Annotated in this window: 26 protein-coding genes and 1 tRNA gene; 15 read left to right on the forward strand and 12 right to left on the reverse strand. The window is 63.3% G+C overall.

What is annotated here, in order from left to right:
• Positions 1–6 precede the first annotated feature (6 nt).
• A complete protein-coding gene (locus J2Y63_RS16470; RefSeq protein WP_435266971.1) occupies positions 7–720 on the reverse strand; it encodes an aspartate/glutamate racemase family protein in 714 nt (237 codons plus the stop codon).
• Between the two features lie 168 nt (positions 721–888).
• Here J2Y63_RS16470 and J2Y63_RS16475 point away from each other — a divergent pair, with 168 nt between their 5' ends.
• Positions 889–1,353 (forward strand): Lrp/AsnC family transcriptional regulator, encoded by a 465-nt coding sequence (locus J2Y63_RS16475; protein WP_256117020.1) that lies wholly within the window; start codon positions 889–891, stop codon positions 1,351–1,353.
• Between the two features lie 58 nt (positions 1,354–1,411).
• On the opposite strand, the gene J2Y63_RS16480 is transcribed toward J2Y63_RS16475, so the two are convergent.
• The 4 genes from J2Y63_RS16480 to J2Y63_RS16495 form a co-directional block, all read right to left on the reverse strand.
• Positions 1,412–1,621 (reverse strand): cold-shock protein, encoded by a 210-nt coding sequence (locus tag J2Y63_RS16480; RefSeq protein WP_256117019.1) that lies wholly within the window; start codon positions 1,619–1,621, stop codon positions 1,412–1,414.
• Positions 1,622–1,820: 199 nt separating this feature from the next.
• Positions 1,821–2,183, reverse strand: a complete 363-nt coding sequence (locus tag J2Y63_RS16485) for a DUF4087 domain-containing protein (RefSeq protein ID WP_435266972.1) — start codon at positions 2,181–2,183, stop codon at positions 1,821–1,823.
• A 10-nt stretch (positions 2,184–2,193) separates the two neighbouring features.
• The gene (locus tag J2Y63_RS16490; RefSeq protein WP_256117017.1) at positions 2,194–2,493 is read right to left on the reverse strand and encodes a hypothetical protein; all 300 of its coding nucleotides are present in this window, start codon (positions 2,491–2,493) and stop codon (positions 2,194–2,196) included.
• A gap of 118 nt (positions 2,494–2,611) precedes the next feature.
• Complete coding sequence (locus J2Y63_RS16495) at positions 2,612–2,992, reverse strand: hypothetical protein (RefSeq protein ID WP_435266973.1); 381 nt, start codon at positions 2,990–2,992, stop codon at positions 2,612–2,614.
• Positions 2,993–3,398: 406 nt separating this feature from the next.
• On the opposite strand from J2Y63_RS16495, the gene J2Y63_RS16500 reads away from it, so the two are divergent.
• From J2Y63_RS16500 to J2Y63_RS16510, 3 genes are all read left to right on the forward strand, one after another.
• Positions 3,399–4,046 (forward strand): TetR/AcrR family transcriptional regulator C-terminal domain-containing protein, encoded by a 648-nt coding sequence (locus J2Y63_RS16500; RefSeq protein ID WP_435266974.1) that lies wholly within the window; start codon positions 3,399–3,401, stop codon positions 4,044–4,046.
• A 57-nt stretch (positions 4,047–4,103) separates the two neighbouring features.
• Positions 4,104–5,123 carry a ketol-acid reductoisomerase gene (gene ilvC / locus J2Y63_RS16505; RefSeq protein ID WP_256117012.1) on the forward strand — a complete coding sequence of 340 codons (1,020 nt, stop codon included), beginning with the start codon at positions 4,104–4,106 and terminating at the stop codon, positions 5,121–5,123.
• 555 nt (positions 5,124–5,678) lie between these two features.
• A complete protein-coding gene (locus tag J2Y63_RS16510; protein WP_435266975.1) occupies positions 5,679–6,902 on the forward strand; it encodes a PLP-dependent aminotransferase family protein in 1,224 nt (407 codons plus the stop codon).
• A 197-nt stretch (positions 6,903–7,099) separates the two neighbouring features.
• Here J2Y63_RS16510 and J2Y63_RS16515 read toward each other — a convergent pair whose 3' ends face one another.
• Positions 7,100–8,725 carry a M20/M25/M40 family metallo-hydrolase gene (locus tag J2Y63_RS16515; RefSeq protein ID WP_435266976.1) on the reverse strand — a complete coding sequence of 542 codons (1,626 nt, stop codon included), beginning with the start codon at positions 8,723–8,725 and terminating at the stop codon, positions 7,100–7,102.
• 136 nt (positions 8,726–8,861) lie between these two features.
• On the opposite strand from J2Y63_RS16515, the gene J2Y63_RS16520 reads away from it, so the two are divergent.
• Positions 8,862–9,278, forward strand: coding sequence for an Lrp/AsnC family transcriptional regulator (locus tag J2Y63_RS16520; RefSeq protein WP_319317729.1), 417 nt, complete (start codon positions 8,862–8,864; stop codon positions 9,276–9,278).
• A 1-nt stretch (position 9,279) separates the two neighbouring features.
• Here J2Y63_RS16520 and J2Y63_RS16525 read toward each other — a convergent pair whose 3' ends face one another.
• Entirely contained in the window at positions 9,280–10,896 is a 1,617-nt protein-coding gene (locus J2Y63_RS16525; RefSeq protein ID WP_435266977.1) for a hypothetical protein, read from the reverse strand.
• A gap of 168 nt (positions 10,897–11,064) precedes the next feature.
• Between J2Y63_RS16525 and J2Y63_RS16530 the strand changes: the two genes are divergently transcribed.
• From J2Y63_RS16530 to J2Y63_RS16540, 3 genes are all read left to right on the forward strand, one after another.
• Positions 11,065–12,171, forward strand: a complete 1,107-nt coding sequence (locus tag J2Y63_RS16530) for an endonuclease/exonuclease/phosphatase family protein (RefSeq protein WP_435266978.1) — start codon at positions 11,065–11,067, stop codon at positions 12,169–12,171.
• An 80-nt stretch (positions 12,172–12,251) separates the two neighbouring features.
• Positions 12,252–13,169 carry a PhzF family phenazine biosynthesis protein gene (locus tag J2Y63_RS16535; RefSeq protein WP_435266979.1) on the forward strand — a complete coding sequence of 306 codons (918 nt, stop codon included), beginning with the start codon at positions 12,252–12,254 and terminating at the stop codon, positions 13,167–13,169.
• 117 nt (positions 13,170–13,286) lie between these two features.
• Positions 13,287–13,362, forward strand: a tRNA-Lys gene (locus J2Y63_RS16540).
• A 108-nt stretch (positions 13,363–13,470) separates the two neighbouring features.
• Here J2Y63_RS16540 and J2Y63_RS16545 read toward each other — a convergent pair.
• Positions 13,471–13,830 (reverse strand): DUF3307 domain-containing protein, encoded by a 360-nt coding sequence (locus tag J2Y63_RS16545; protein WP_435266980.1) that lies wholly within the window; start codon positions 13,828–13,830, stop codon positions 13,471–13,473.
• A gap of 153 nt (positions 13,831–13,983) precedes the next feature.
• Positions 13,984–15,387, reverse strand: coding sequence for a M10 family metallopeptidase C-terminal domain-containing protein (locus J2Y63_RS16550; RefSeq protein WP_435266981.1), 1,404 nt, complete (start codon positions 15,385–15,387; stop codon positions 13,984–13,986).
• Positions 15,388–15,503: 116 nt separating this feature from the next.
• Between J2Y63_RS16550 and J2Y63_RS16555 the strand changes: the two genes are divergently transcribed.
• From J2Y63_RS16555 to J2Y63_RS16575, 5 genes are all read left to right on the forward strand, one after another.
• Positions 15,504–16,061 (forward strand): DUF924 family protein, encoded by a 558-nt coding sequence (locus tag J2Y63_RS16555; protein WP_435266982.1) that lies wholly within the window; start codon positions 15,504–15,506, stop codon positions 16,059–16,061.
• 154 nt (positions 16,062–16,215) lie between these two features.
• A complete protein-coding gene (locus J2Y63_RS16560; protein ID WP_435266983.1) occupies positions 16,216–18,753 on the forward strand; it encodes a mechanosensitive ion channel domain-containing protein in 2,538 nt (845 codons plus the stop codon).
• Positions 18,754–18,885: 132 nt separating this feature from the next.
• Complete coding sequence (locus tag J2Y63_RS16565) at positions 18,886–19,149, forward strand: hypothetical protein (protein WP_256115442.1); 264 nt, start codon at positions 18,886–18,888, stop codon at positions 19,147–19,149.
• 157 nt (positions 19,150–19,306) lie between these two features.
• The gene (locus tag J2Y63_RS16570) at positions 19,307–20,134 is read left to right on the forward strand and encodes a response regulator (protein ID WP_256115443.1); all 828 of its coding nucleotides are present in this window, start codon (positions 19,307–19,309) and stop codon (positions 20,132–20,134) included.
• A gap of 222 nt (positions 20,135–20,356) precedes the next feature.
• Complete coding sequence (locus J2Y63_RS16575; protein WP_256115444.1) at positions 20,357–21,601, forward strand: GGDEF domain-containing response regulator; 1,245 nt, start codon at positions 20,357–20,359, stop codon at positions 21,599–21,601.
• A 47-nt stretch (positions 21,602–21,648) separates the two neighbouring features.
• Here J2Y63_RS16575 and J2Y63_RS16580 read toward each other — a convergent pair whose 3' ends face one another.
• Positions 21,649–22,656 (reverse strand): GlxA family transcriptional regulator, encoded by a 1,008-nt coding sequence (locus J2Y63_RS16580; RefSeq protein WP_256115445.1) that lies wholly within the window; start codon positions 22,654–22,656, stop codon positions 21,649–21,651.
• Positions 22,657–22,955: 299 nt separating this feature from the next.
• On the opposite strand from J2Y63_RS16580, the gene J2Y63_RS16585 reads away from it, so the two are divergent.
• Positions 22,956–23,555, forward strand: a complete 600-nt coding sequence (locus tag J2Y63_RS16585) for a GNAT family N-acetyltransferase (protein WP_435266984.1) — start codon at positions 22,956–22,958, stop codon at positions 23,553–23,555.
• Between the two features lie 88 nt (positions 23,556–23,643).
• Here the strand turns inward: J2Y63_RS16585 and J2Y63_RS16590 are convergent, their stop codons facing one another.
• Together J2Y63_RS16590 and J2Y63_RS16595 are read right to left on the reverse strand one after the other, a co-directional pair.
• Entirely contained in the window at positions 23,644–23,841 is a 198-nt protein-coding gene (locus J2Y63_RS16590; RefSeq protein ID WP_256115448.1) for a hypothetical protein, read from the reverse strand.
• A gap of 106 nt (positions 23,842–23,947) precedes the next feature.
• Positions 23,948–24,166 (reverse strand): hypothetical protein, encoded by a 219-nt coding sequence (locus tag J2Y63_RS16595; protein WP_256115449.1) that lies wholly within the window; start codon positions 24,164–24,166, stop codon positions 23,948–23,950.
• Positions 24,167–24,282: 116 nt separating this feature from the next.
• Here J2Y63_RS16595 and J2Y63_RS16600 point away from each other — a divergent pair, with 116 nt between their 5' ends.
• Positions 24,283–25,200 carry a LysR family transcriptional regulator gene (locus J2Y63_RS16600; protein WP_256115450.1) on the forward strand — a complete coding sequence of 306 codons (918 nt, stop codon included), beginning with the start codon at positions 24,283–24,285 and terminating at the stop codon, positions 25,198–25,200.
• The last annotated feature ends 34 nt before the right edge of the window (positions 25,201–25,234 follow it).

The following is a 25,234-nucleotide window of genomic DNA, read 5'->3' on the forward strand; positions in this document are numbered from 1 at the left end:
GCGGCCTCAGGCCGCCTTGCTGGCAACGATTGGGCCAAGTGCGAAATCGACGGCGGCCCTGGCATGGATCGCGGTCGAATCGAAGCCCGGCAGCGGCAGGTTTTCGGGATCGAGCAGCAGGCAGATTTCCGTGCAGCCGAGGATGACGCAGTCCGCACCCTGTTCGCGTGCCGCCTCGATCAGGGCGAGCACGCGCTCGCGGGAGGTTTCAAGCACCTTGCCCTGGCAGAGCTCGTTGAAGATCACGTCGTGGATCAGCGTGCGGCCGGCGTCATCCGGCACGATAACGTCGAGGCCGGCCGCCTTCATGCGGTCCGCGTAAAAACCGTGTTCCATCGTGTAGCGCGTGGCGAGCAGCAGCGGGCGGCGCTTGTCGGCCGCGAAAATTTCGCGTGCGGTCTCGTCGATGATGTTGAGGAGCGGCGCCTTGACGGCGGCCTGAACCGCATCGGCGACGAGATGCATGGTGTTGGTGCAGATCAGCACGCAGTCCGCGCCGGCCTTTTCGAGACCGGCGGCCACGGCGCCGAGGCGCTCGCCGGCGGCATCCCAGCGGCCCGCCTTCTGAAGATCGACGATCGACTGGAAATCCACCGAATGCACCAGCACATCCGCCGAATGCAGGCCGCCCAGCCGCGCACGCACCGCCTCGTTGATCATGCGGTAATAGACCGCCGTGCTCTCAAAGCTCATGCCGCCGATAAGGCCGATCGTCTTCATGCTCGTCTCCCGCTGGTGATGTCCATGACGACCAGAATGCCGCGCCCTTTGCGGCGATTGTTCGCAAAGTTTCGATCGATTTGGCGTTATGGCGCCAATTATTCTTGCAAAATTGGTCATCTGCGCGCTTTCATTGCTCCATCTTTGAATTGAACGGAGAATCTCGGCGTGCTGGATGAGCGGGACCGGAAATTGCTGGCGCTGTTGCAGGAGGATGCGGGCGCGCCTGTGGCCGTGCTGGCGGAGAAGGTAAACCTGTCGCTCTCGGCCTGCGCGCGCCGCATCCAGCGGCTGGAGGAAAGCGGGCATATCGCGGGGCGGGTGGCGCTGCTCGACCGCGACAAGATGGGCGTGCCGACGACGGTTTTTGCGCTGATCAAGACGGCACATCACAGCGACGACTGGATCGCGCTGTTTTCCCGGGCGATCGCCGATATTCCCGAGGTCGTCGAGGCGCATCGGCTGACGGGCAACTACGACTATATTCTCAAGATCGTGCTGCCGCGCGTCGAGCATTACGACGTGGTCTACAAGCGCATCGTGCGCAAGGTCGAGCTTTTCGACGTTTCCGCCTCGATCTCGATGGAGGTGCTGAAGAGCGGATCGCGCCTGCCGGTCGATCACGCCGAATAGGGGGCATAAAAAAAGGCCGGTCGAAACCGGCCCTTCCATTTCAGTGCCGTGGCGGCGATCAGGCTGCGGCGAGCTGATCAGCCGACATCTTGCCGGACTTGCGGTCGCGGACCAGCTCGAAGCTGACCTTCTGACCTTCGTCCAGACCCGTGAGGCCGGCGCGCTGAACGGCGGAGATGTGGACGAAAACGTCCGGCTCACCGCTGTCCTGCTGAATGAAGCCGTAGCCCTTGGTCGTGTTGAACCACTTTACGGTACCAGTTGCCATGACGAAACCTTTCTAAGCCGTCAAATCAATCTTCGGTCGCCGGATTGGCAACCATGGGAGGTCGAATTTGAAGGGTAGGTTCGTACTGCAGGCGGGTACGCCTGCAAATGCAGAAGTCAACGTTCAAATCTCGATGCGGGAGAAATAAGTGCTTCGACGCCCCGGGTCAAGACAGGAGCGCGCCGGCTTTTGTGCTTGATCAATCCGGCGGTGAGAGGGCCGGATCGTTCGCGCATTTCGCGATCGGCAACTGGCGGAAGGAATGGATGGCGAGGATGCGGCCGTCGGCATCGTCGGTGTCGACGCTCATGCAGGCGCAGGCATAACCATAATTGCCGTTGGTGCGCACATAGTCGCCGGCGGAAATGTCCGGGATGATGTCGATGCCGTCAGGCTCCTCGCCGCCACCCTGCGTCATCAATGTCCAGCTTCCGTCGGCATCGTTCAGCCACCAGTTCGCCGGCGTGGGATTGTGCAGCCAGCCGCAGCGGTTTTCGGCGGCTTCAGCGGCCGTGCCGGCGGCAAGAACCGTAAGGAGGGCACCCAACAGCAGTCTTTTCATCGCCATACCCTCACTTCACGATCTTCTTGCAGTGAAACATGTCGCCGCTCGCTTCCGAGGCCCAGTCCATCTCGCTGTCGGTGATGTTGGCAAGGCCGATGCGGTAGTCGTCGGCAAAGGTCAGCGTATAGGCGCCGCCGTCCTTTTCGCTTTTGACGATTGGCATGGGGCCTTCGCCCGAATCATAGGTGTCTGCTGTGAAGGTGAAGGTCGCGACCTCGCAATTCCAGGTGCCGACATAGGGCGGCTCCTCGGCGGCGATTGCGGGCAGGGCGGAGAGAAGAAGAGCGGCAGCGGCGAGGCGAAACATGGCGGGAATCCGTCGCAGGAGGGCAGGCACTCCCATAACGGGTAGCACCTGTTCCTTATTCCCGTATTCCCATGCGATGAAAAGAAAAAGTCCCGTCAGGAACGGGACTCTCTCTGGATCAGGCAGGACGCCGCTTGTCGACGCGGTGATGGTCGAGGAAGGAGGCGATGGCAGCCTCGCCGTAGAGGCGGCGCTGTTCGACGAGAGCCACGGCCAGCCGGGCGGCATCGCCGAAGGTGAGGATGTCCGCGCCGGCGGTGGCCGGATTGCGGGCAAGGGTATCGGCAACGATCTCCGCCATGGTGCGTGGCAGGATATCCGTGCACTCGCGCATGCTTTCGAAGACGATGCCGATGGGAATGATCTGGTCTTCGTAGATCACCATCGGTTCGGCGCGTTCGTCTTCCCAGGCGTCAAAGGCTTCCAGGGCGTCGCCGAACACTTGCTGCAGAGTGATGGGAGCATGTCCTTCGTGAAGGTCTGGCAGGAAATTCAACATTTTCTGTCTCCTTGGCGTAAGGGCGTTTCGCTTCGTACTCCTGATACTCAGGCCTCGATGCCGGCACGGCCGCGCTTGTCCAGAACGGCCTGCTGCACCGCAGGTCTCACAAATCTTAACAATCGGAAACGTCTTGGGAAGCGAAAAATTTTGTGCGCGCTGTGGTGCCTGAACGATTTGGAAGGACTTCTGTTTCAAATCAGCGACATAGCGGAATAAAAATTTCTTCGTCGTTGTGCATTGCAGCGATTATTGCGTGGTGCAGCAGGTCCTGGAAGCAGGATTTGACCCTGCAAATCACCCGCTTTCCCTCCCTTGCAAGAAGGTTGTTGACCGGGCCGGCGGAGATCGCTAGAAGATGCCGAACCGTACGGTACGGTACGCAAGAATTCGACAGGGGATCATCGTGCATTTCGTGGAGCAGGGCAGAGCGGGCGCAGCCGCCGCGGGACTGACGGAACGTCAGGGCGCGGTGCTGGAGCGTGCGCTCGGCCTGCTGGTCGAGGGCGGCGAGCGGGCGCTGACCACGGCCGGTGTGGCGCGTGCGGCGAATTGCTCGAAGGAAAGCCTCTACAAGTGGTTTGGCGACCGCGACGGGCTGATCTCCGCGATGATTACCTACCAGGCCGGCAAGGTGCGCACGGTCGAGGTGAGCGCCGGTGCGCTGACGGCGGAAACGCTGCGCAAACATCTCTTCGCTTTTGCCTGCGACCTGATCGACGTGCTTTCGGGCGATGTGTCGCTGGCGCTGAACCGCCTCGCCATCGGCCAGGCGAGCCGCGAGGGCGCCGGGCTCGGCCGCCTGTTGCAGGAGCGTGGCCGCCGGCAGATCGGCAAGCGCGCCGCAGCGCTGCTCGAAGCCGGCCGCAAGGCAAAGCTGCTTGCCTTCGACAGTGCAGACGAGGCATACGGCACGCTCTACGGGCTTATCGTCTCCGACATGCATCTGCGCATGCTGCTCGGGGAAGATGCCGGTGCATTGAAAAAGGAATTCTCGCCGCGAGCGGAGAAGGCGGTGGATGCCTTCCTGACGCTCTACGGCGCGAAAAGGTAAGACCGGCCGGACGAACCGCCGGTTCAATTTAACAGACAGCAAGGGAAGGAAACATCGATGCGCGTCTATTACGATCGTGATGCCGATCTCAACCTCATCAAGGCGAAGAATGTCGTCATCGTCGGCTACGGCTCCCAGGGCCGCGCCCACGCCCTCAACCTCAAGGATTCCGGCGCCAAGAACGTCGTGATCGCGCTCAAGGCCGGCTCGCCGACCGTCAAGAAGGCCGAAGCCGACGGCTTCAAGGTCATGACCGTCGCCGACGCTGCCAAGTGGGGCGACCTCCTGATGATGGCGACGCCGGACGAGCTCCAGGCCGACATCTACAAGGCCGACATCGCCGGCAACATCCGCGACGGCGCAGCCATCGCCTTCGCACACGGCCTCAACGTGCATTTCGGCCTCATCGAGCCGAAGTCCTCGGTCGACGTCGTCATGATCGCGCCGAAGGGTCCGGGCCACACGGTTCGCGGCGAATACCAGAAGGGCGGCGGCGTTCCCTGCCTCGTTGCCGTTCACCAGAACGCTTCGGGCAACGCGCTTGACCTCGCGCTCTCCTACGCCTGCGGCGTCGGCGGCGGCCGTTCGGGCATCATCGAGACCAACTTCAAGGAAGAGTGCGAAACCGACCTCTTCGGCGAACAGGTCGTTCTGTGCGGCGGTCTCGTCGAACTGATCCGCGCCGGCTTCGAAACGCTGGTCGAAGGCGGCTATGCGCCGGAAATGGCCTATTTCGAATGCCTGCACGAAGTGAAGCTGATTGTCGACCTGATCTATGAAGGCGGCATCGCCAACATGAACTACTCGATCTCCAACACTGCCGAGTGGGGCGAATACGTCTCCGGCCCGCGCATCATCACTGCCGAAACGAAGGCCGAGATGAAGCGCGTCCTGACGGACATCCAGACCGGCAAGTTCACCTCCGAGTGGATGCAGGAATGGAAGGCCGGCGGCGCACGCTTCAAGGGCATCCGCCGCAACAACGACTCGCACCAGATCGAAGAAGTCGGCGCGAAGCTGCGCGGCATGATGCCGTGGATCGGCAAGAACAAGCTGGTCGACAAGGCCGTCAACTAAGCGGCTCGCCGATCCCCGTTCTTTGCTTGCATGCCTGCGGCAATGCGGTGATCGGCAGGAACAAGCTGGTCGACAAGGCGGTCAACTAAGCGCATCTGCCCCTTCCGGGCGTGCAAAGCCGGGCGGCCTCCGCCCGGCTTTTTTATTTCAGTAAAGCTGAAATAGTGCAGTGCATCCTTCCGCGGCGCTGCGGTGCAGCAAGTAATAAACTTGCGCGAAGCGCCGAACAGGAACAAAATACAGTAGTGTTTCGTTCCGCTGTCAGGAGGATAGTGCGATGACCACGATTATCCAATACTTCGCTTGGTTCGATCTCTTGATCCTGGGCAGTATAGCCACGCTGGTGCTGCTCAGCCTCTACAGCGACCGGGCGACCTGAGCGCGTCCGCCGCGTGAAAAGGCTGCCGGGGCGACGCCGCTCCGGCGAGATTAAATCCGCACGAAACCTCGGTCGCGTGCGCATGTCTTCTTGGTGCGAATATTTAGGTCAGCATTATTGACATAAAAACGGCGCCGTGATGAGGTGCGTTCAAACAACAGACCGAGGAAACCCCTATGTTCAAATGGGAACAGGCCTTCGCGACGCGTGCGTCGCGCATGAAGGCGTCCGAAATCCGTGAGCTGCTGAAACTGCTCGAACGGCCCGACATCATCTCGTTCGCCGGCGGCATTCCGGATCCGGCGCTGTTTCCGAAGGAAGCCTTCTCCGCCGCCTATACGGACGTGCTCTCGGGCGAGGGGGCCGCGGCCGGCCTGCAATATTCCGTCAGCGAAGGCTACAGGCCGCTGCGCGACTGGCTTGCCGGCGAGATGGGCAAGCTCGGCATTCCCTGTTCGGCCGACAATGTCTTCATCGTCTCCGGCTCGCAGCAGGGCCTCGATTATCTCGGAAAGCTCTTCCTGTCGCCGAACGACACGGCGCTTGTGACCTGGCCGACCTATCTCGGCGCGCTCCAGGCCTTCAATGCCTATGAGCCGACCTATGACCGGCTGAACCTTTCCGGCAACCGCACGCCGGACGCCTATCGCGCGACGGCGGCGGACGCGGGCGGGCGGGTAAAGTTTGCCTATCTCTCCGCCGACTTCGCCAACCCGACCGGAGAGACGGTCGACCGTGCCGGTCGTGAAAAGCTGCTGACGCTCGCCGAAGAGCTGGATATCCCGATCATCGAGGATGCCGCCTATCAGTCGCTGCGTTACGACGGCGAGGCCGTGCCGCCGATCCTGGCGCTGGAAATCGCCGCCAAGGGCGATATCGACGCCGCCCGCACCATCTATTGCGGCAGCTTTTCCAAGACTCTGGCTCCGGGCCTGCGCGTCGGCTATATCGTCGCGGCGGCCCCCGTCATTCGCAAGCTCCTCTTGATGAAGCAGGCGGCGGACCTGCATTCCTCCACCATCAACCAGATGGCGATCGCCCATGTCGCCGAGCGCGGTTTCGACGCGCAGGTCGAAAAGATCCGTGCCGCCTACAGCGTGCGCCGCAACGCCATGCTGGCCGCCCTTCAGAAATACATGCCCGAAGGCGTCAGCTGGACGAAACCCGAGGGCGGCATGTTCGTTTGGGTCACGCTGCCGGCCGGCATGGACGGCGCGGCGCTGCTCGCCCGCTCCATCGAGACGGAAAAGGTCGCCTTCGTGCCCGGCCAGGCGTTCCACGCCGACGGCAGCGGCGCCAACACGCTGCGCCTCAGCTTCTCCTGCGCCGACGCCGCGACGATCGAGGAAGGCATCTCCCGCCTCGGTCGCCTGCTCGGCAAAGAACGCTTGGCTGCCTGATCCGGGCGTTCGCTGGAGAGAAAAGAAGCGCCAGCGCCGCTGCACCCCCCTCTGCCCTGCCGGGCATCCCCCCCTCAAGGGGGAAGATTGGATGGAGCGACGTCTCGCTCATCTCTAACGTCTCTTTTTGAGTAGGGATCATGCATCTTGCCGATCTCCCCCCTTGAGGGGGAGATGCCCGGCAGGGCAGAGGGGGGTTATTCTGCGAGGCAGGCCACAGCCGACTCGAACACTAGATCCGGCAGCACTTCGAACGTATAGGGCGCGTGCATGCGCTCCCATTTCTGGTGATAGTCGCGGCCCCATGGTCCGATGTTGACTGTGGGGAACGACAGCAGGCCGTCCGGCGCATGGTCGGTGAAGGCTGCCGATGGGGTGTTGGTGGCGAGCAAGCCGGTCTCGCCTGCTTCCGGCCGGTGGCCGAAGAAGCTCATGTCGGAAATGCCGGCGAAGATCTGCTTGAACTTGATCGAGGTGCCGTGCCGATTTGCGGCCTCGGTCATCACGTGCTGTAGCCGCTCCTGGATCTGCCGGCCGGCCTCGGCCTGCGCCAGATGCACCAGCGGATAGTGCAGGCTACCGAAGCCGATGATCACGGCCGGGCCTTCGATGCCTGCCTCGGTCGCCGCCGCCGCGACGATCTCGCGGCTGACTTTCAGGGGATCCGTGCCTCCCGAAAGCGAGCGGTCGAGCGCCTCCAGCCGCGCAAGAGCCGCGGCATCGAGCCGTGCGAGCAGTTCCGCGTAGGTGAGCACGGTGCCCTGCGTTTTCGCCGCATCGCGCTTGCGGTAGCGGGCGGCGTGGGCGTCCTGGGTGTCGAGGGCGGTTTGCAGCGCGCCGGCGACGATGGTGCGGAAATCGCCGAGGATGGTGCTGGCGCTGCGGCTGTGCGTCAGCCAGTTGAAGGAGAGCCAGACGCGGTCTGGCGTCGTCACGTCATAGCCGTCGCGGATGTCGCGGGCTTCCAGGCAGACGGGCGGCGGCGAGCGCTCGCCAAAAGCCTCGTCGCTAAGCTCTGGCACCGTATCCATGGCGCGGGTGATCTCGGCGCTGATGCGGTGGGCGCTGGTGCCGTTGAAGGGATAACCGGCATGGGTCGGCCGGCCGATGACGAAGGCGAAGGGGGCGAATTTGCCGATCGAGCCGAGATAGATCGCGCGGCCTTCCTCGCCGTCGCGCTCGCAGCTCGACGCGTCGAGATTGATGCCGCCGACAATGTCGAGGTCGAAGCGGCGGGCGATCTCCGGCAGCGCATTGCGCAGGCTACGCATGCCGCGCGAGCGGTTTTCCTCGTCCGGCGTCGCTACGAAGAGGAGGTTGCCCTCCGGCGCCTCCAGCCCGGCAAAACGCTCCAGCACCGCGATGCCCGCCGCAAGGCCGCTCTTCATGTCGAGCAGGCCGCGCCCGGCAATGAAATCGCCGCTCTCGAAATCTTTCAGCGCCTTCGTCTCTGCTGCGTTCAGCGGCCGGCTTCGGAGTTCCTTCAGCAGCGCCTGCGTCAGCGGTTCCGGATCGCAGGCGAGCGGTGCGAGCGTGCCGTAGTTGGCGATGGAGACCGTGTCGAAATGGCCGGCCAGCACGATCGTCCTGCGCCCGGTGCCGCGCACCAGCGCCACGACATTCTGCGTCATCGGCTCGCCATGGCTGTCAACGGTGAAGAGCCGGTCGGGGTGCTGCCGGAAATAGGGTGTTTCGGCCAGATGCGCCCGGAGTTTTTCGGAGAAGCTCGCCTCGTCCGGCGATCCCGTCACGCTCGGCCAGCGGGTCATCAGCAGGGAGAGTTCGCGGGCACGTCGAGCGGAGATTTCATTCGTGAGGGACATGGGCCTGCCGAAAGCGGTTGCGTTGAGGGAAGCGCAAGGCTAGCCAAGGACGATGGCAAGCGAAACGGCAATCTTTTGGGAAAATTGCAGGGCCGATTGCCATTTTGCCATCACAAACTGACATTTCGGCAGGGCCATGGACACAATTGACCGGAAACTTCTCGCCTTGCTGCGCAAGGACGGCCGCGCCTCGCTTTCCGCGCTTGCGGCGGAATTGAAGGTCTCGCGCGGTACGGTGCAGAACCGCATCGAGCGCCTGACGCGCGACGGCGTCATCGCCGGCTTTTCCGTACGCGTGACGGAAGCCGACGACCCGCATGCCGTGCGCGCCATAACGATGATCGAGATCACGGGCCAGAAGACGCTCGCCGCCATCCAGACCTTGCGCGGCATTCCGGAAGTGCGGGCGCTGCACACGACGAACGGCGCCTGGGACCTCGTCGCGGAAATCCATACGGAAAACCTCGTCGAGTTCGAGCGGGTGCTGCGCGGCATCCGAGCCATGGACGGCGTGTCTAAATCGGAGACGAGTCTGCTTTTGACAACGCTCTAAGCTAAGGCATCACGATATCGATTTCCTCGCCCGTCGAGGAATAGGTGACGCGGCCGCCCTTCCAGCCGTCCGGGCTTTCCAGCCGGATTTCCAGCGTCACCTTGCCATCCGGCGAGGGCACCATGAAGCTGCCGTCGGGCGACATCAACTGGCCGATCGAGAAGGTATAGCGCGAGAGCGGCATTTCCGAGCCGACCTGGAGCCGCGAGAAGGTCCGCGCCGTCAGTTCGTTGAGCTTGGCTGCGGAGAAGAAGGCGATGTCGCTCATGCGGAAAAGCCGTTCCGGCCGGAATTCCGAATCCCAGGGCATCATCATGCTCGACGCCGTGACGCCGCGGTCGTTGACGTTGTAGTCGCGCATGGTGCCGGGCGTATCCGGCACTTCGGCGAGAATACGCATCGAATCCCTGCTGACGCTGATTTCGGCGAAGCGGGCGTTCTTGCCGAATTGCTCGGCCATCACGCCCAGCGTCTTCTCGGTCATGTCGGGATCGAGCCAGTTGCGCTTCGGCTTGCGGGCATCGGGCAGGTTGGCGACGCGCACCGTGCCGTCCGTCGTCACTTCCACAGTTCCGCTGGCGGTGAACAGCGTCATTTCCCCGGGCTCGCCGAGATCCGTGAAATGCACCACCCAGCGCAGTTCCGGTTTTCCCGGTCCGTCGGTGGAGAGCTTCAGCATCATGTAGCTCATCGTCGATTTGTCGTTCTGCCAGGCCTCCTTCGCCTTGTCGCGGATCATGGCAAGCCGCGACAGATCGACATCAGCGAGCGAAAAGCCGGGCAGGGCCGAGGTGCCGGGGAACATCGGCGAGGTGATGGGCGAGCGCGTAACACCGGAGATATCCCAGGAATAACCGACCGTGGTTTCCGCCATGCTGGGGTGGTCGGCCTTTACCTGCACGGATTTCGGATAGACCGTCAGGTCGCGGATGATCGGCTTGCTGCCGATGACGGAGGTGAGGCTTTCCAGCGCCTGCTCCTTCGGCCAGTCGTCGTCCTTGAAGAAATCCATCAGCCGCGCGCGGGCGGTGTTGGAAAGGTCGCCGCCGATGATCGTGCCCTCGGCATCCGCATAGACGGTGGCGCTTTCGCGCGGCGAGGCGACGTAGATCGTCCAGCGGATCGGGCCGTAGGAGGGCGTCGGCAGCAGGTTCACGCGCTTGGAGATCTCGATAGACTGCACCGTGCCGCCGCCTTCCAGTCGGGCATAGCCGATGGCGCGGGTGGCGATCTGGTCAACCTTTGCCAGCGGGATCGCGTCCAGCGGGAAGAGGCCGCTCGTTATATCGGCCACCATGGCTGGGGCGGAGCGCGCCGCGGGGCCGCTGACGACTTCCGATTGGAAGAAGAGCAGGCGGGTCGCCTGGCGCACCCGCCATTCGTCCGCGTCGCCCGCTTTCGTGCCGCGCAGGATGAGGTTCACTTCCTTCTCGGTGATGCGGATCGTGTGCGCTTCCGGCGTCCTGCCGAGCGCTTCGCTGACGCGGCCTGCGGCCCGCGCGGCTTCGCCCGGGCTGGTAATGTAGCTTTCGGCGGCGCGGGCGGGCATGCAGGCGAGGAAGCTCAAGGCCAGCCATGCCGCCAGGAACGCCCGCCATCTACCGGATAAAAATCCCATGAGCGATCCCTCCGCCCGCCTCGGAGCACGTATCATCCGTGGTGGGTAACGGCATGGCAAGCCGGTTTATTCCGGTCCGGTCGGCGGGCATGGCGAAAAGGCGCTTTCCATTGCCGGTCAGCCGGTTACACTCCGCCTGCCCATACGCATTCCTGCCGAAAGTGCCCCATGTCGCTGCGCCTCGCCACGTTCAACATCGAAAACCTCATGACCCGTTTCGACTTCACGGGTTTTCGCAACCAGGTTCGCCAGGATCGCGTGCTGCGCCTCTTCGACATCCGCAACGAGGCGGAATACCAGCGGCTGGAGGAGGCGCGCGCCATCGCGTATACGGACGACGCCCGCCAGCATTCCGCGCTCGCCATAGCGGATGCCGATGCCGATATCCTCTGCCTGCAGGAGACCGACAACATGGCGGCGCTGCAGGCCTTCGAATATGGCTATCTCTTCCGCATGGTCGGCAACGGTTACCGCCAGAAATACCTGATCGAGGGCAATGACAGCCGCGGCATCGACGTGTCGGTGCTGATGCGCGAGGAGACCCGCGACGGCCAGCGCATCGAATGCGTCGATATCCGCAGCCATGCCGCCGTCACCTATCGCGACTTCGACCTCTTCACGCCGGATCTCGGCCAGGGCCTCAAGGCCGACGACAGGGTCTTCAAGCGCGATTGCCTGGAGATGGACCTGCGCATCGGCGGGCGGCCGCTGACGCTCTATGTCGTGCATTTCAAGTCGATGGGGCCGGGGCGCGAAGGCATGGACGGCCGCCAGTCGACCATGCCGGTGCGCACCGCCGAGGCGCGCGCGGTGCGCCGGATCATCGAGAACCGTTTCGGCGTCGGCCGCACGGCGAACAAGGCTTTCGCCATCTGCGGCGACATGAACGACTACCAGGAGAAGCTGGCGATCGAGGGCGATCGGCGCACCGGCTATCGCTTCGTGCCGCAGAAGGAGGCGGCGAGCGCGCTCGACGTGTTCAGCGCGGATGGCTTTGCGGTCAACCCCATGCTGCGCCGGCCGGTCGACGACCGCTGGACGCTCTACCACAGCCGCGGGCCGGAGGAGCGCCATCTCTGCCAGCTCGACTATATCTGGCTGTCGCCCTCGCTTGCCGAGCGCAACGCCCATCAGGTGCCGGAGATCATTCGCGCCGGCCAGCCTTTTCGCACGATCTTTCCGCCGGGGCAGGAGGTGGAGCGCTATCCGCGTGTCGGCTGGGACCGGCCGAAGGCCTCCGACCATTGCCCCGTGGTGATGAGCCTGGATCTCTAATACGTGGGCGGTTTCATTTCCGCTTGCCCGCGGCGGAGCGCTCGGGCAGGTTTAGGCAAAAGCTGAATACGGAGAATATCTTGTCCCGTCGCTATGCCATCTATGACGTCTTCACCGACACGCGGCTCGCCGGCAATCCGCTGGCCGTCGTCTTCGATGCCGATGGTCTCGATGACGGCACGATGCAGCGCATTGCCCGCGAGTTCAATCTCTCCGAAACGGTCTTCGTGAAGCGGCCGGAAAACCCGGCGCACACCGCGCGCCTGCGCATCTTCACGCCGGGCCGCGAACTGCCCTTCGCCGGCCACCCGACGGTGGGGGCGGCGATTGCGATTGCCGAAGCGGCCGAGGACGTCGCCACGCAGCCGCGCGACCTGGTAAGCATGCTGGAGGAAAATGTCGGCCCGGTGCGCTGTGCGGTGAAGCTCGGCGTGCGCGAGGCGGCTTTTGCCGAGTTCGACGTGCCGCGCAAATCGGCGCGCCTGGAGGCGACCTTCGACCGGCAGGCGCTGGCGGATGCCTTCAGCCTGAAACCCGGCCAGGTCGGTTTCGAGAACCACGTGCCCTCTTTATGGAGCGCCGGCGTCGCCTTCGTGATGATCCCGGTGCACGACGTTGCGGCGGCGGCCGCGGTGGAGTTCGACCCGACGCTCTGGGAGCGCTGTGCGCCCTTCGCAGAAGGCCGGCTCGCCTCCGCCTATCTCTATTGCCGCGGCGGCGTGAACCACAATGCGCGGTTCCATACGCGCATGTTCGCGCCCGACATGGGCATTTCCGAGGACCCGGCGACGGGGGCTGCAGTCGCAGCGCTTTCCGGCGCGATCCATTTCTTCGACAAGCTGGTGGATGGCCACCACCCGTTCCTGATCGAGCAGGGCGTCGAAATGGGCCGCCCGTCCTCGATCCACCTGCATCTCGATATTTCCGGCGGCGCGGTCGCCCGCGCGCGCATCGGTGGACAGGCCGTACGGCTTGCCGCGGGAATGCTGGATTTGTGACGGTTATTTTGCGCTGCGAAAGAAATTCGCCCCGGAAAGCATCTTTTTTCGGGGCGGGTATAGACAAGCCCGGAGAACGCCATTATACGCCGCTCCAGACCGCACAAACGGTCTTGTGGGTGATTAGCTCAGTTGGTAGAGCAGCTGACTCTTAATCAGCGGGTCCACGGTTCGAGCCCGTGATCACCCACCAAATACAACTACTTAGCGGTTTTCTACCAACCCGCATTTTACACTAGACACTGGATTTTACAGTTTCATTTCCGGTTCGCTGCGCGCCAGTCGACTTGGCGTTTCCGCGTCAGGTTTTCAGGATGCTGAAGCTTGCGACCAGCCACAGCAGCTTGCACAGGAGATGCAGCGCCTGGTCCTGGGCAAAGCTGATCTTTCCCTTCGTTTTGCCTTCGTCGATCACGGCATGGAGCACCCACTCGGCAAGCGCGAGGACGGGGCTTTTTGTGATGAGCAGCACCATGGTGGCGTGGATGCCGGCATGCGCGATCAGGTGATAGACACGCAGCGGACCCTCGATCTTCGCCTTCACCAGGAAGTCCGGCTGCAGGGGATAGTCGGCCAGCCAGTGCGCGCCGCACAACAGAAGCCCCATCGTCAGAATGTCATGGATCATCGAATGAACGGTGCGGTTGCGCGTTATCGTCATGCCGCCGGAGACTGGTTTCGTGCAATCGGCGGGGCGAACCGCTGTTCTAATAAACCGACCACCCCGTGCTGTTCCCTGGGGAACAGCCGCGCTAGGTTTTTGTTTTTCCGCATTGTCCGACGCCGAAGCGATGCCGCTTTGGCTGGAAATGCTTTAGAGCAAGAAGTCCCCCTTACCGAGCGCCAGCTTGCCGTCCAGCTCCAGGCGGAAGTCGGCCGCCTTGTCGCCGTCTATGTCGCCCTCGACCACGGTGATGGCCTTGCCGCTGCTTGTCGTCGTGTACCAGCGCAGGTCGCCGGCATCGCCCGTGAAGGCTTTCGCCTTGGCGAGAAGGGTGAAGCTGTGGCCGGTCTCGGAGCCGTTGGCGTCGATGGCGGAGAGGTCGATCCCGTCGCGGCCGGGCTCGAAGTCGGTGATGCGGTCGCGCGTGCCGGCGGCAAGGCCGATATCGGCGGCGCTGCGGAAGACGAAGGTGTCGGCGCCGCTGCCGCCGGTCAGGATGTCGGCGCCGGTGCCGCCGTCGAGCCAGTCGTTGCCCGCGCCGCCATTGAGCCTGTCCTTGCCGGCCAAGCCGACGAGGGCGTCGTTGCCGGCGCCTCCGGACAGCGTGTTGGCGTGGGACGAACCGATGAGCAGGTCCGCATCGTTCCCGGTCGAATCATGGGCCGTGCCGTCGCCGGAGAGGGTGCGGGTGGTGGCGGAGGCGACCTGGAGCTCTTCCAGCGCCATGCTTTTGCTGATGCCGTAGGCGGCCTTCAGGCGGGCGATGGCCGGGGCATATTCCTCGGAGATCGCATCGATGCCGGCAAAGCCCTTGATGCGGCCGGCATCGTCGGCGTCGAAGCGGCTTTCGTAGGACAGGATCTTTTCCCGGTGCGCGGTGTACATCAGGCCGGCATCCAGCGCTTCCGCCGTCGTCGCCGTGCCCTCCTTGGCGAAGAGCTTGAAATGTTCGGCTTCCACATAACGCCGGTTGGCGATGCCGGCATGGCCGCTGCCGTTGGAATTGTAGCGGAGCTCGTACCAGGCTTCCGCCCGGTCTCCGTCGAGGATCGCGGCCTTCAGCTTCGGGCCGAGCAGCGCGGGCGCGTTATAGGCCATGCTGAACAGCACGGCGCGTTCCGTCGAATTCGGGATGCCGGAGAGCCATTTGTCGATGACCGCTTCGTAGCGGGGCGATATGGCGGTGAGGGCGGCCTGGATCTGCATGTCGGAGGTAAAGCCGAAAGTTTTGGGCACGCCCGGATCGCGCGTCGCGTTCCAGTCGGCCATCACCTTGTCCAGCCGGCTGTTGAGCAGCGCGGTCTCGCCCTTGGCGTAGCTGTCGTCGATGACCGTCTTCAGCCGCGCTTGCAGCGTCGCGTTCCAGCCGCTGCCGGCGATCGCCTTCAGCACGGGTTCGAGATTGTAGCGCAGATTGAAGCCGATGCCGATCGTCGGCGCGGGATCGGCCGCGGTGTCGAGATAGGCGCGACGCGTCGAGCCCTCCAGGTTGAGCAGCAGGTCGAAACCGGTCTTGCGATAGGCGGACGTCGACAGTCCGGTGAATTTCAGCATGGCATGTCCCTCGATCGCCGAGAGCCTAGCGCAGGCGGGGTAAAGCTTTGCTAACGCCCCCTTGCAACCCGGTCGCACCCCGCCATATTGCGGCTCAGACGAATGGAGGGAGCGGCATGAGCGAGGACAGGATCAGGACACCGGAAGAGGTCGTCGCCTATTGGTGCGAGACGCTGACGGCCAGGGACTGGTGGCAGCCGACGCCGGAGCTCGATGCCGGCATCCGCCAGCAATTCGCGGCGACGCATTTCGCCCTGTCGCAGGATGTCACGCCGGAATGGCGCGCAAGCCCCGAGGCGCGGCTTGCGGCGATCATCGTGCTCGACCAGTTCCCCCGCAACATGTACCGCGCGTCGCCCATGGCCTTCGCGACGGACTGGATCGCGCGGCGCGAGGCACGCCTGGCGCTGGACGCGGGCGCCGACAAGTTGGTCGACCACGGCCGGCGCCATTTCTTCTACATGCCGCTCGAACATTCCGAGGATCTTGCCGACCAGGACCTTTCAGTCTCGCTTTTCGAGGCGCATGACGATGAAATGTATCTTGGTTATGCGCAGCGGCATCGCGACGTCATCGTCGATTACGGCCGTTTCCCGCATCGCAATGTCTTTCTCGGCCGGGTTTCGACGGCGAAAGAGCAGGCCTATCTCGCCGAACCCGGCGCTGGATTTTAGAGCATTTCCGGTTGACCGGAAATGCTCTAATCCTTTTGTCTTTGCCGCATTGTCCGACGCCGAAGCGATGCCGCTTCGGCTGGAAATGCTCTAGCTGAACGGCGATGCCGGTTTAAAATGGCCGCATTCATGGCTAGAAGGGGTGCGGAATCGCATGTTTGCGATGCGTCGTCGTCTGTCTCTGTTCAACGAGGATGGCCTGTTGCCGATCTTCCGCCTTCTGCCCGTTCTTCTGGTCCTTCTTCTCGTCGCGGCTCCGCCCGTGCGGGCGCAGACGGCGGCCGTGCCGGCCACCGCCGACGTCACCCAGCTCGAACAGGCCAACAGTGATCTTGACCGCGCCAGCGGCCAGCTCAATGCCATCCGCGAGCGCGTGGAGCGCGACAAGGACGACGATGCGCGCCTCGTCGATTTGAAGGTCGAGGCGGAGGCGCTGAACCGGACGATCCTGTCCATTTCGGTCGCCACACGGCCGCGGCTGGAAGCCATCAAGGCGCGCCAGACCGAACTCGGCGATCCGCCGGCGGACGGCGCGCCGGCCGAGGCCGCCGTCGTCGTCGAGGAGCGCAAGAAGCTTGCCACGGAGCGCAACGAGATAAACGCGCTGACGGGGGAGGCGGAAAACCTCTCGATCGAGGCGACGAAGCTTTCCAACCGCATCACGGAAATCCGCCGCCGGCTCTTCAGCGATGCCATCCTGAAACGCACCGAGATCAACACGGAACTCTTCACCGAGGCCTCCGGCGCGCTTGTCGAAGAGACGCAGACGCTGAACCGCACGGTGGCGGCGTGGCTGCAATTCGTCTGGAAGTTCAAGCGCATGCAGCTTCTGGGCGCCGTCGGCCTGTCGCTGCTGGCAGCCCTCGTGCTGCACACCGGCAGCTACCGCCTCTTCGCGCCCTTCATCACGCGCGGGGTCCAGGAGGAGAAGCCGCACTATATCACGCGCCTGTCCGTCGCCTTCTGGTCGACGATCCTGCCCACCATGGCGGCGGCGGCCTTTGCCGGCGCCAGCTACTTCTTCCTCGACACGTTCAATGTGCTGCGCGCCGATATCGCGCCGATCGTCACGGTGGCGCTCGGCGTGATGGTGGCGATCTATTTCGTCGCGCAACTGGCCAATGCGGTCCTGTCGCCGGTCGACGGGCATTGGCGGCTGGTGCGGGTGTCCGATCGCGGCGCGCAGCTTCTGTGGCTGCTGATCTTCGGCATGGCGATCGTCAACGGCGGCGACTATTTCCTCGGCACCATTAGCGAGGTTTTGGGCTCGCCGGTGGTGCTGACGGTGGTGAAGAGCTTCATCGCCTCGATCATCATCGGCGCGCTGCTCGTCGTCACCGCCTTCATCAAGCCGGTGCTGCGCCAGGGCGAAAAGCCGGATACGCAGGGTCGTCCCTGGCCGCGCTCGGTGTTCATCCTGCTGGTGCTGACGGGGCTCGGCCTCGTCTTCGCGTCGCTGCTCGGTTATGTCGGCATGGCGCGCTTCATCGCCACGCAGATCGTCGTCACCGGCGCCGTCGTGGTGACCATGTATATCGGCTTCCTCTCCGGCCGCGCCGTCTCGGCGCCCAACGCCTTTGCGGAAACCACTGTCGGCAAGCGGCTGGAGGAGCGTTTCGGCCTCGGTCAGGTGGCGCTCGATCAGGTCGGGCTTGCGGCTGGGCTCGGCGTCTATCTCCTGATCTTCGTCTGCTTCGTGCCGCTGATCCTGCTGCAATGGGGTTTCCAGGTCGCCGATATCGAATCCTGGGCCTATCGCATCTTTACCGAGATCCGCATCGGCAGCATCACCATTTCGCTCGTCGGCATCCTTGCGGGCATCCTGCTTTTTGCCGCAGGCCTCGTCATCACGCGCTGGTTCCAGAAGTGGGTGGACGGCAACGTGCTGGCGCGAAGCCAGGTGGATGCGGGCGTGCGCAATTCCGTGCGCACGGCGGTGGGTTATGCGGGCGTGGCGCTTGCCGGCCTCGTCGGCATATCGGCGGCGGGCATCAACCTTTCCAGCCTCGCGCTCGTCGCCGGTGCCCTCTCGCTCGGTATCGGTTTCGGCCTCCAGAACATCGTGTCGAACTTCGTCTCGGGCCTCATCCTGCTCGCCGAGCGGCCCTTCAAGGTGGGCGATTGGGTGGTGGCCGGCACGACGGAAGGCTTCGTGCGCCGCATCTCCGTGCGCGCCACCGAAATCGAGACCTTCCAGCGACAGACCGTGATCGTGCCGAATTCCCTGCTGATCAACGGCCAGGTCGGCAACTGGACGCACCGCAACAAGCTCGGCCGCGTCGATCTGGCGATCAGCGTGCACGGCAGCAACGATCCCCGCCAGGTGCAGGAGATGCTTGTCGAGGTCGTGCGCGGGCAGCAGGGCCTGCTGCGCAATCCCGAGCCGATGGTCGTCTTCCTGGCCTTCTCGGCCTCGTCGCTGGATTTCGAGATCCGCGCTTTCCTCGCCGATATTCTGAACGGCACGACCGTGAAATCGGAACTCCGCGCCGCCATCCTCGAACGGTTCCGCCAGGAGGAGATCGCCATCGGCGGGCCGGCGGCGCCCGAAGTGCCGGTCAAGATTTCGCCGGAAGGGGCGGAGCTCATCTCGGCGCTTCTCGACCAGGCGACGGAAAAACTGCGCCCGCCGACCACCAGCCGGCGGCGCAAGCCGGCCGACGAGGCGCCCGAAGCCGACCCCGCCGCCTGATTTGCGGCACATGAACGCCGCATTCACGCTCCATTCAGCCGTCCCCGCATAAAACGTGATGCAAATCCGATCGAGGAACGATAGTGTTCCTCAGGGCTTGCAAGAGGGGCGGTGCTCAGGCGCCGGGCGAAGATGAAGCGAATGATCATGATGCTGCTGGTGTCGGTCGCGATGTCCGCCCCGGCAATGGCCGCCTCCGTCACCAACAAGGACGGCGATACCCAGGTTCTCGTCATCGTCGAGGACGGCAGCCGCATGGAGGTCGCGCTGGAGCCCGGTTCCACCGAGACGATCTGCCCCTCCGGCTGCTTCGTCACCCTGCCGAACGGCGACCGCATCGCGCTCAACGGCGGCGAGGAAGTCGAAATCCAGGGCGGCGCTGCTTCGGTCAAGTAAGTTTTTGTTGAGGATTTGGTGCGGCGCGGAAGAACAACCGCGCCGTTGTTCTTTGCGTGCGCCTACCGCGTTTTCATGCCTTCTAAATTTAACGCTTTCGCAAAGGGTTGCCGTTACCCATTAAGCTGGGGAAACATCTTTTCAACGAAGGCAGATCATGGCGTTTATCGGCATTTCCGGAATGCAGTATTCCGGCGCGTCTCTCTCGCATCACCGTATTCTTGTTGCCGAGGACTCGAATGTCTTCACCTCCATGATCTCGAAGCGGCTGAAAGAGCTTTTCGACCTCAATGTCGAGATCTGCCGGAGTTTCGAGGAGCTGGAACTTGCCTATGACAAGTCCAGCGACAAGATCACGCTGGCGATTTCCAATATCAATCTGCCGGGCGCCGAGAATGGCGAGGCGTTGAACTATCTTGTCGACCTCAGCATTCCGACGATCGTCTTCACCGGAACTTTCCAGCAGACGACGCGCGACCAGCTTCTTTCCAAGGAAATCGTCGACTATATCCTGAAGGACAACATCTTCGCGGTCGACATGCTGGCGGAATCGGTCTGCCGCTTTTTGACCAATCACCAGCACCATGTGTTGATCGTCGACGACAGCGCGACGGCGCGCGCTTTGCTCACGACGCGCCTCAAGCGCTACAATTTCCGCGTCAGCGTCGCGGAGAACGGCAGGAGCGCGCTCGAACTCCTCAAGGCAAACCCCGATATCGCGCTGATGATCACCGACTACAACATGCCCGATATCGACGGTTTCGAGCTGACGCGGCGCATTCGCGGCACCGTCGGATCGCACCAGCTGCGCATCATCGGCGTCTCGTCCTCGACGGACCGGCTGCTCTCGGCGCGCTTCCTTAAGGCGGGCGGCAACGACTTCATCATGCGGCCGTTCATCGACGAGGAATTCTACTGCCGCGTTAACCAGAACCTCGACACGCTGACCCAGATCAGGACAGCGCAGCGACGGCTTTCTGCCTGACTTTTCAGCGATTTTCACGATCCACCCGGATATGTCCCTTACGTAACGTGAGATATTTCTCGGCGGATTAACCACTTGGTAAAACCGGTGGTTTGTAATGCGTGCCAGACGGGAACATCATCGAGGGTACTGGAAGACGTGGGAGTGGATTCAAATCCGCAACGAGGGCCTGCATTTCTGCGCCACTCCGGCCAGCAGGTTTTGCTCGTGGAAGACTCTCGCATGTTCTCCACTGCTCTCAAGTATCGGCTGGAAAAGGAACTCGGCCTTATCGTCACCCATTGTTCCAGCATGGCGGCGGTCCGGGCGATCTTCCAGTCCGACGCGGCGGAATTCGCGCTTGCCGTTCTCGACCTCAACCTGCCGGATGCGCCCAACTGCGAGGCGCTCGACTATGTGATCTCCAAGGGCATCGCGCCTCTGGTCTTCACCGGCTCCTTCAGCGATGCCACCCGCGACCAGATCCTTGCCAAGAACGTGCTCGACTATGTCGTCAAGGACAATCCGGCGGCGATCCAGCAGCTCGTGCTCGCCGTCGACCGGATTCTCACGAGCGGCAAGACCCAGGTGCTCGTCGTCGATTCGGATCCGGAGAGCCTGCAGCGCCAGGTGAGCCTGATCGCCAAGCAGCGTTTCCAGATCATCGCCGTCGAAAGCGGTGCCGCCGCCCTCGATGCGCTCGATGCGCATGGTGGCATCGACATGGTGGTCTGCGATCTTGCGCTCGCCGACATGGACGGCTTTGCGCTGCTCGACGAAATCCGCCAGCGCCACGGCGACGATGCGGTGCGCGTCGTCGGCCTTTCGACCTCGGAAGACCGTATGGTCGCGGCCCGTTTCCTGCGCGCCGGCGGCGACGAATATATCCAGAAGCCCTTCCTCGTCGAAGAGTTCAACAGCCGCATCTTCCACGTCGCGGCGATCCAGAAGCGCGTGCAGTCGCTGCACCGCATCGCGGCGCGGGATTATCTGACCGACATCTACAACCGCCGCTACTTTTTCGAGGCCGGCCCGCGGCTTGTGGACCAGGCGGTGCGCCGTGGCGATCCCATGTCGATCGCCATCCTCGACATCGACCATTTCAAGCGCCTGAACGACACCTACGGCCACGAAGTCGGCGACGTGGTGCTGAAGGCGATCTCCCGGCGACTGAAGCACCGGGTCAACGACAAGCACCTGCTCGCGCGCCTTGGCGGCGAGGAGTTCGGCATCATCTTCAACGGTCTCTCACTGGACGAGGCACTCGATTACTGCGAGCGTCTGCGTTCGGAGCTTGCCGCCCAGCCGATCGATGCGGACGGCGAGGCGCTGACCGTCACGGTCTCCGTCGGCCTTGCGGTCATTGCCGGCCGGGAAACCTTCGACAATTACCTGAATGCCGCCGACCAGTTCCTCTACATGGCCAAACATGCCGGCCGGAACCGGGTCTTCTCCGAGCTTTCGCTGATGAGCGCGCTCGCGAGCTAAAAAAATCCCCGCCATAGGGACGGGGACTTTCATTTCCTGAAGTTTGATCAGCGCGCGATGGCCGAGAGCGTCAGCTTGCGCTCGGCGCGCTCCTGCTGCGGAGAGCGGTTGTAGAGTTCGCGGTAGCACTTGGAAAAGTGCGAGGCGGAGACGAAGCCGCAGGCGACGGCCACTTCCACGACCGGCATGGAGGACTGGACGAGCAGGTGGCGCGCCCGGTCGAGCCGGATTTCGAGATAATAGCGGGCGGGCGAGCGGCCCATTTCCTGACGGAACAGCCGTTCGATCTGGCGGCGCGACAGGTCCGCGCCATCGGCGATCTCCAAGAGCGACAGCGGCTCGGAAAGGTTGCCTTCCATCAGCTCGATGATCGACAGCACCTTGGCGTTCTGTACGCCGAGACGGGCGCGCAGCGGCAGGCGCTGGCGGTCATGCGGGCCGCGCACGCGGTCGGTCAGCGCCTGTTCGCAGACGCGGTTGACGAGGTTCTCGCCGAAATCCTGGTCGATCAGGTTCAGCATCATGTCGAGCGAGGCGGTGCCGCCGGCGCAGGTGTAGATGTTGCTGTCGATTTCGTAGAGGTCGGCATAGACGTCGGCCTGCGGGAAGGCTTCGGCGAAGCCGGGCAGGTTCTCCCAGTGGATGGCGCAGCGTTTTCCCGAGAGCAGGCCTGCCTGGGCGAGCACATGGGCGCCGGTACAGAGCGAGCCGACCGCGATGCCGCGGTTATAAACTTCGCGCAGCCAGGCATTGACCGACTTGTTGGAGAAATCCTCGACATAGATGCCGGAACAGACCAGCACCATGGAAGGGCGGTTCTCGCCGCCGAGATATTTGCGCTCGTCGGCGAGCGAGGAATTCACCTCGATGCCGATGCCGCTGGAGGAGAGCACCTGCTGGCCGTCCGTCGAGGAGAGGCGCCAGGTATAGGCCTCGTAACCGAGCATGCGGTTGGCAATACGCAGGGTCTCGATTGCCGCCGAGAAGGGCAGCATGGAGAAGTTGGGCACGAGGAAGAAAACGAGGGAGCGCTTCTTGACGTTCTGCTTGTTCATCGGAGTGTCCATGCTGGGGGCGGAATGTCGCAATGGTCGCAGGGAGAGTGGCGGCGATGCTAGCATTTTTGCGACACTGAAAAGGATGGTTACGACTGAAACAGGCCGCGCATCACTGGAATGTCAGTGCCTTCCGGCGGAATTATGACATTTCCTTCGCACTTGCACATTTGCGACCCGGCCAAAAGCATTGTCCGATTGCGACAGGCAGTTTTTGCGGCGTGAAATCCGGCCGTTCCGGTTTGACAAGCCGGCGCGCTCCGGCCACATACGGTCGCGGATTTGTGAGGGAATGATCGATGCTGCCAGACGGATATTCGGATGTACCGGCGGGAAAACTTGCCGCCGTGGTGACCTGCCTCGAAATGCGGGCGCCGCCGGACCGGCGCGACGATCCCGAGCAGCCCGGCATCACGCTCGACCGCATGGCGACGCCCGATCTGGCTTGGTATCGCGACCTCTACAGCCGCATCGGCACGGAATGGCTCTGGGCCTCGCGCCTCGCCATGGCCGATGCCGATCTCGCGGCGGTCCTCCATCACCCCGATGTCGAGGTCTACGGCGTAATGAAAGAGGGCCGGGCCGAGGGGCTGCTGGAACTCGATTTTCGCGAGGAGGGGGTCTGCGAGCTCGCCTTCTTCGGCCTGACGCCGGGGACGATCGGCGGGGGCACGGGCCGCTGGCTGATGAACCGGGCAATCGCGCGCGCCTGGTCGCGGGAGGCGTTGCAGTGCTTCTGGGTGCACACCTGCACGCTCGATTCGCCGCAGGCGCTGAATTTCTACATCCGCTCGGGCTTCACGCCGGTAAAGCGGCAGGTCGAGGTCTTCGACGACCCGCGGCTGGCGGGCATCCTGCCGGAGACCGCGGCCCCGGTGGTGCCGATCATCCGGACATAAATGAAAACCGCCGAAGAGACTTTTGAAGGTCAGCTCCGGCGGTTTTTGGCGTCGTCTTCTTTCGGCGGTGCGCCGCAACAGTCATTCATCATCGCGTGTTCTTCGAACGGAAGCCGATGTCCTTGCGCAGGTCGTAAGGCATGCTTTCCAGTTCGCGTTCGGCGCGGTGACGCTCCCAGGCGGAGACGATCCGTTCGGCGATGTGGCGTAGGGTATAAGACAGGCTGCCGGCGTGATGGGCGCCAGAGGCGCGCCGTACCGGGCGATGTTCCAATGCAAGTGCCATTTCAGGGTTCCTTTCGAGCTTGGGAGGTTTCGAAAGGTCGCGACCTTGATCGTGACTATGTCGCAACCTTATGCATCAATCAAACGAATATATTTGATTGGATAGATCAGCGTTCTTCATGTTTGATGATGCCGGGCCAGTTGATGTCCTGCTGCAGGTAGTCCGGCAGCTGGGCGAGTTCATCGGCCGTGTGACGGGCAACGTTGCGCCGGCGGCGGGCTTCGATGGCGTCGCCTACGAAGCGCCGTATTGCGTAGTAGAATCCGTTTCCGCGGGCACGAACGGCGAGATCGGCGCCGTCAGCGTACGATTTCTGCGTTTTCATGGCGTTTTTCCTTCTGTTCTCCGTTCTGATAGGTTGACTATCCGCCCGTCTCGGTTTTCAATCAAACGAAATGAAGTGACGTTATGCTTCAGAAATTCTGATCCATGGAGGCAAGCATGAACCTGCTGATGCGCCAGACGCTCCCCCTCTTGGAGCTCGATATTCTCAAGACCTTCGTGGCGATCGCCGAGACCGGCAACTTCACCACCGCGGCCGAGACGGTGCATCGCACGCCGTCCGCCGTCTCCATGCAGATCAAGAAGCTGGAAGAACTGCTCGGCTGCTCGCTGTTCCGGCGCGATGCGCGCTCCGTCGTGCTGACGCATCATGGCGAAGTGCTGCTTTCCTATGCGCGCCGCCTGATCGCGCTCAGCAACGAGGCGGTGTCGCGCTTCATGATGCCGGAGATGAACGGCGTCGTGCGGCTCGGTGCGCCCGACGACGTGGGCGAGCTCATCCTGCCGGAAGTGCTGAAGCGTTTTGCCGAGACCTATCCGTCGATCGCGGTCAATGTGTCGATCGAGACGAGCGGCCGCCTGCGCCGCGCCGTCGCCGAGCGCCGCCTCGACCTTGCAATCTTCAACGCCACCGACGGCACGATCCCGATCCCCGGCGAAATCCTCCTGAAGGAACAGCTCGTCTGGGCCGGCAAGAGCTGCGGCAACGCGCATCTGAAGAACCCGCTGCCGGTCTCCGTCTGGGAAGAGGGCTGCATCTGGCGCGAGCGGGCGCTCGAAGAACTGAGCCGTTCGGGCCGCGATTTCCGCGTCGCCTATTTCTGCGCCCACCATATGGGCCAGCGTGCCGCGATCCGCGCCGATCTTGCCGTCGCCCCGCTGGCACGTTTCCTCGTCGGCGACGATATGGTGGCGCTCAGCCCGAAGGACGGCCTGCCGGATCTCGGCCATTACCTGATCGGCCTCGTCGTCAACGAGGAAGCCGACACGCCGGCGCTGGCCGTGGCGGACTATATCCGCGCCGCCTTCGCCCGCATCGAGCGCCGGCCGATGGAAATTCTGCAGGTCGCCTGCTGAGGATTGGCGGGCCGGGCGTGAGCCCGGCCTTGCC

Origin of the sequence: Shinella sp. BE166 (assembly GCF_051201095.1) — a bacterium.
Taxonomy (GTDB): domain Bacteria; phylum Pseudomonadota; class Alphaproteobacteria; order Rhizobiales; family Rhizobiaceae; genus Shinella; species Shinella lacus.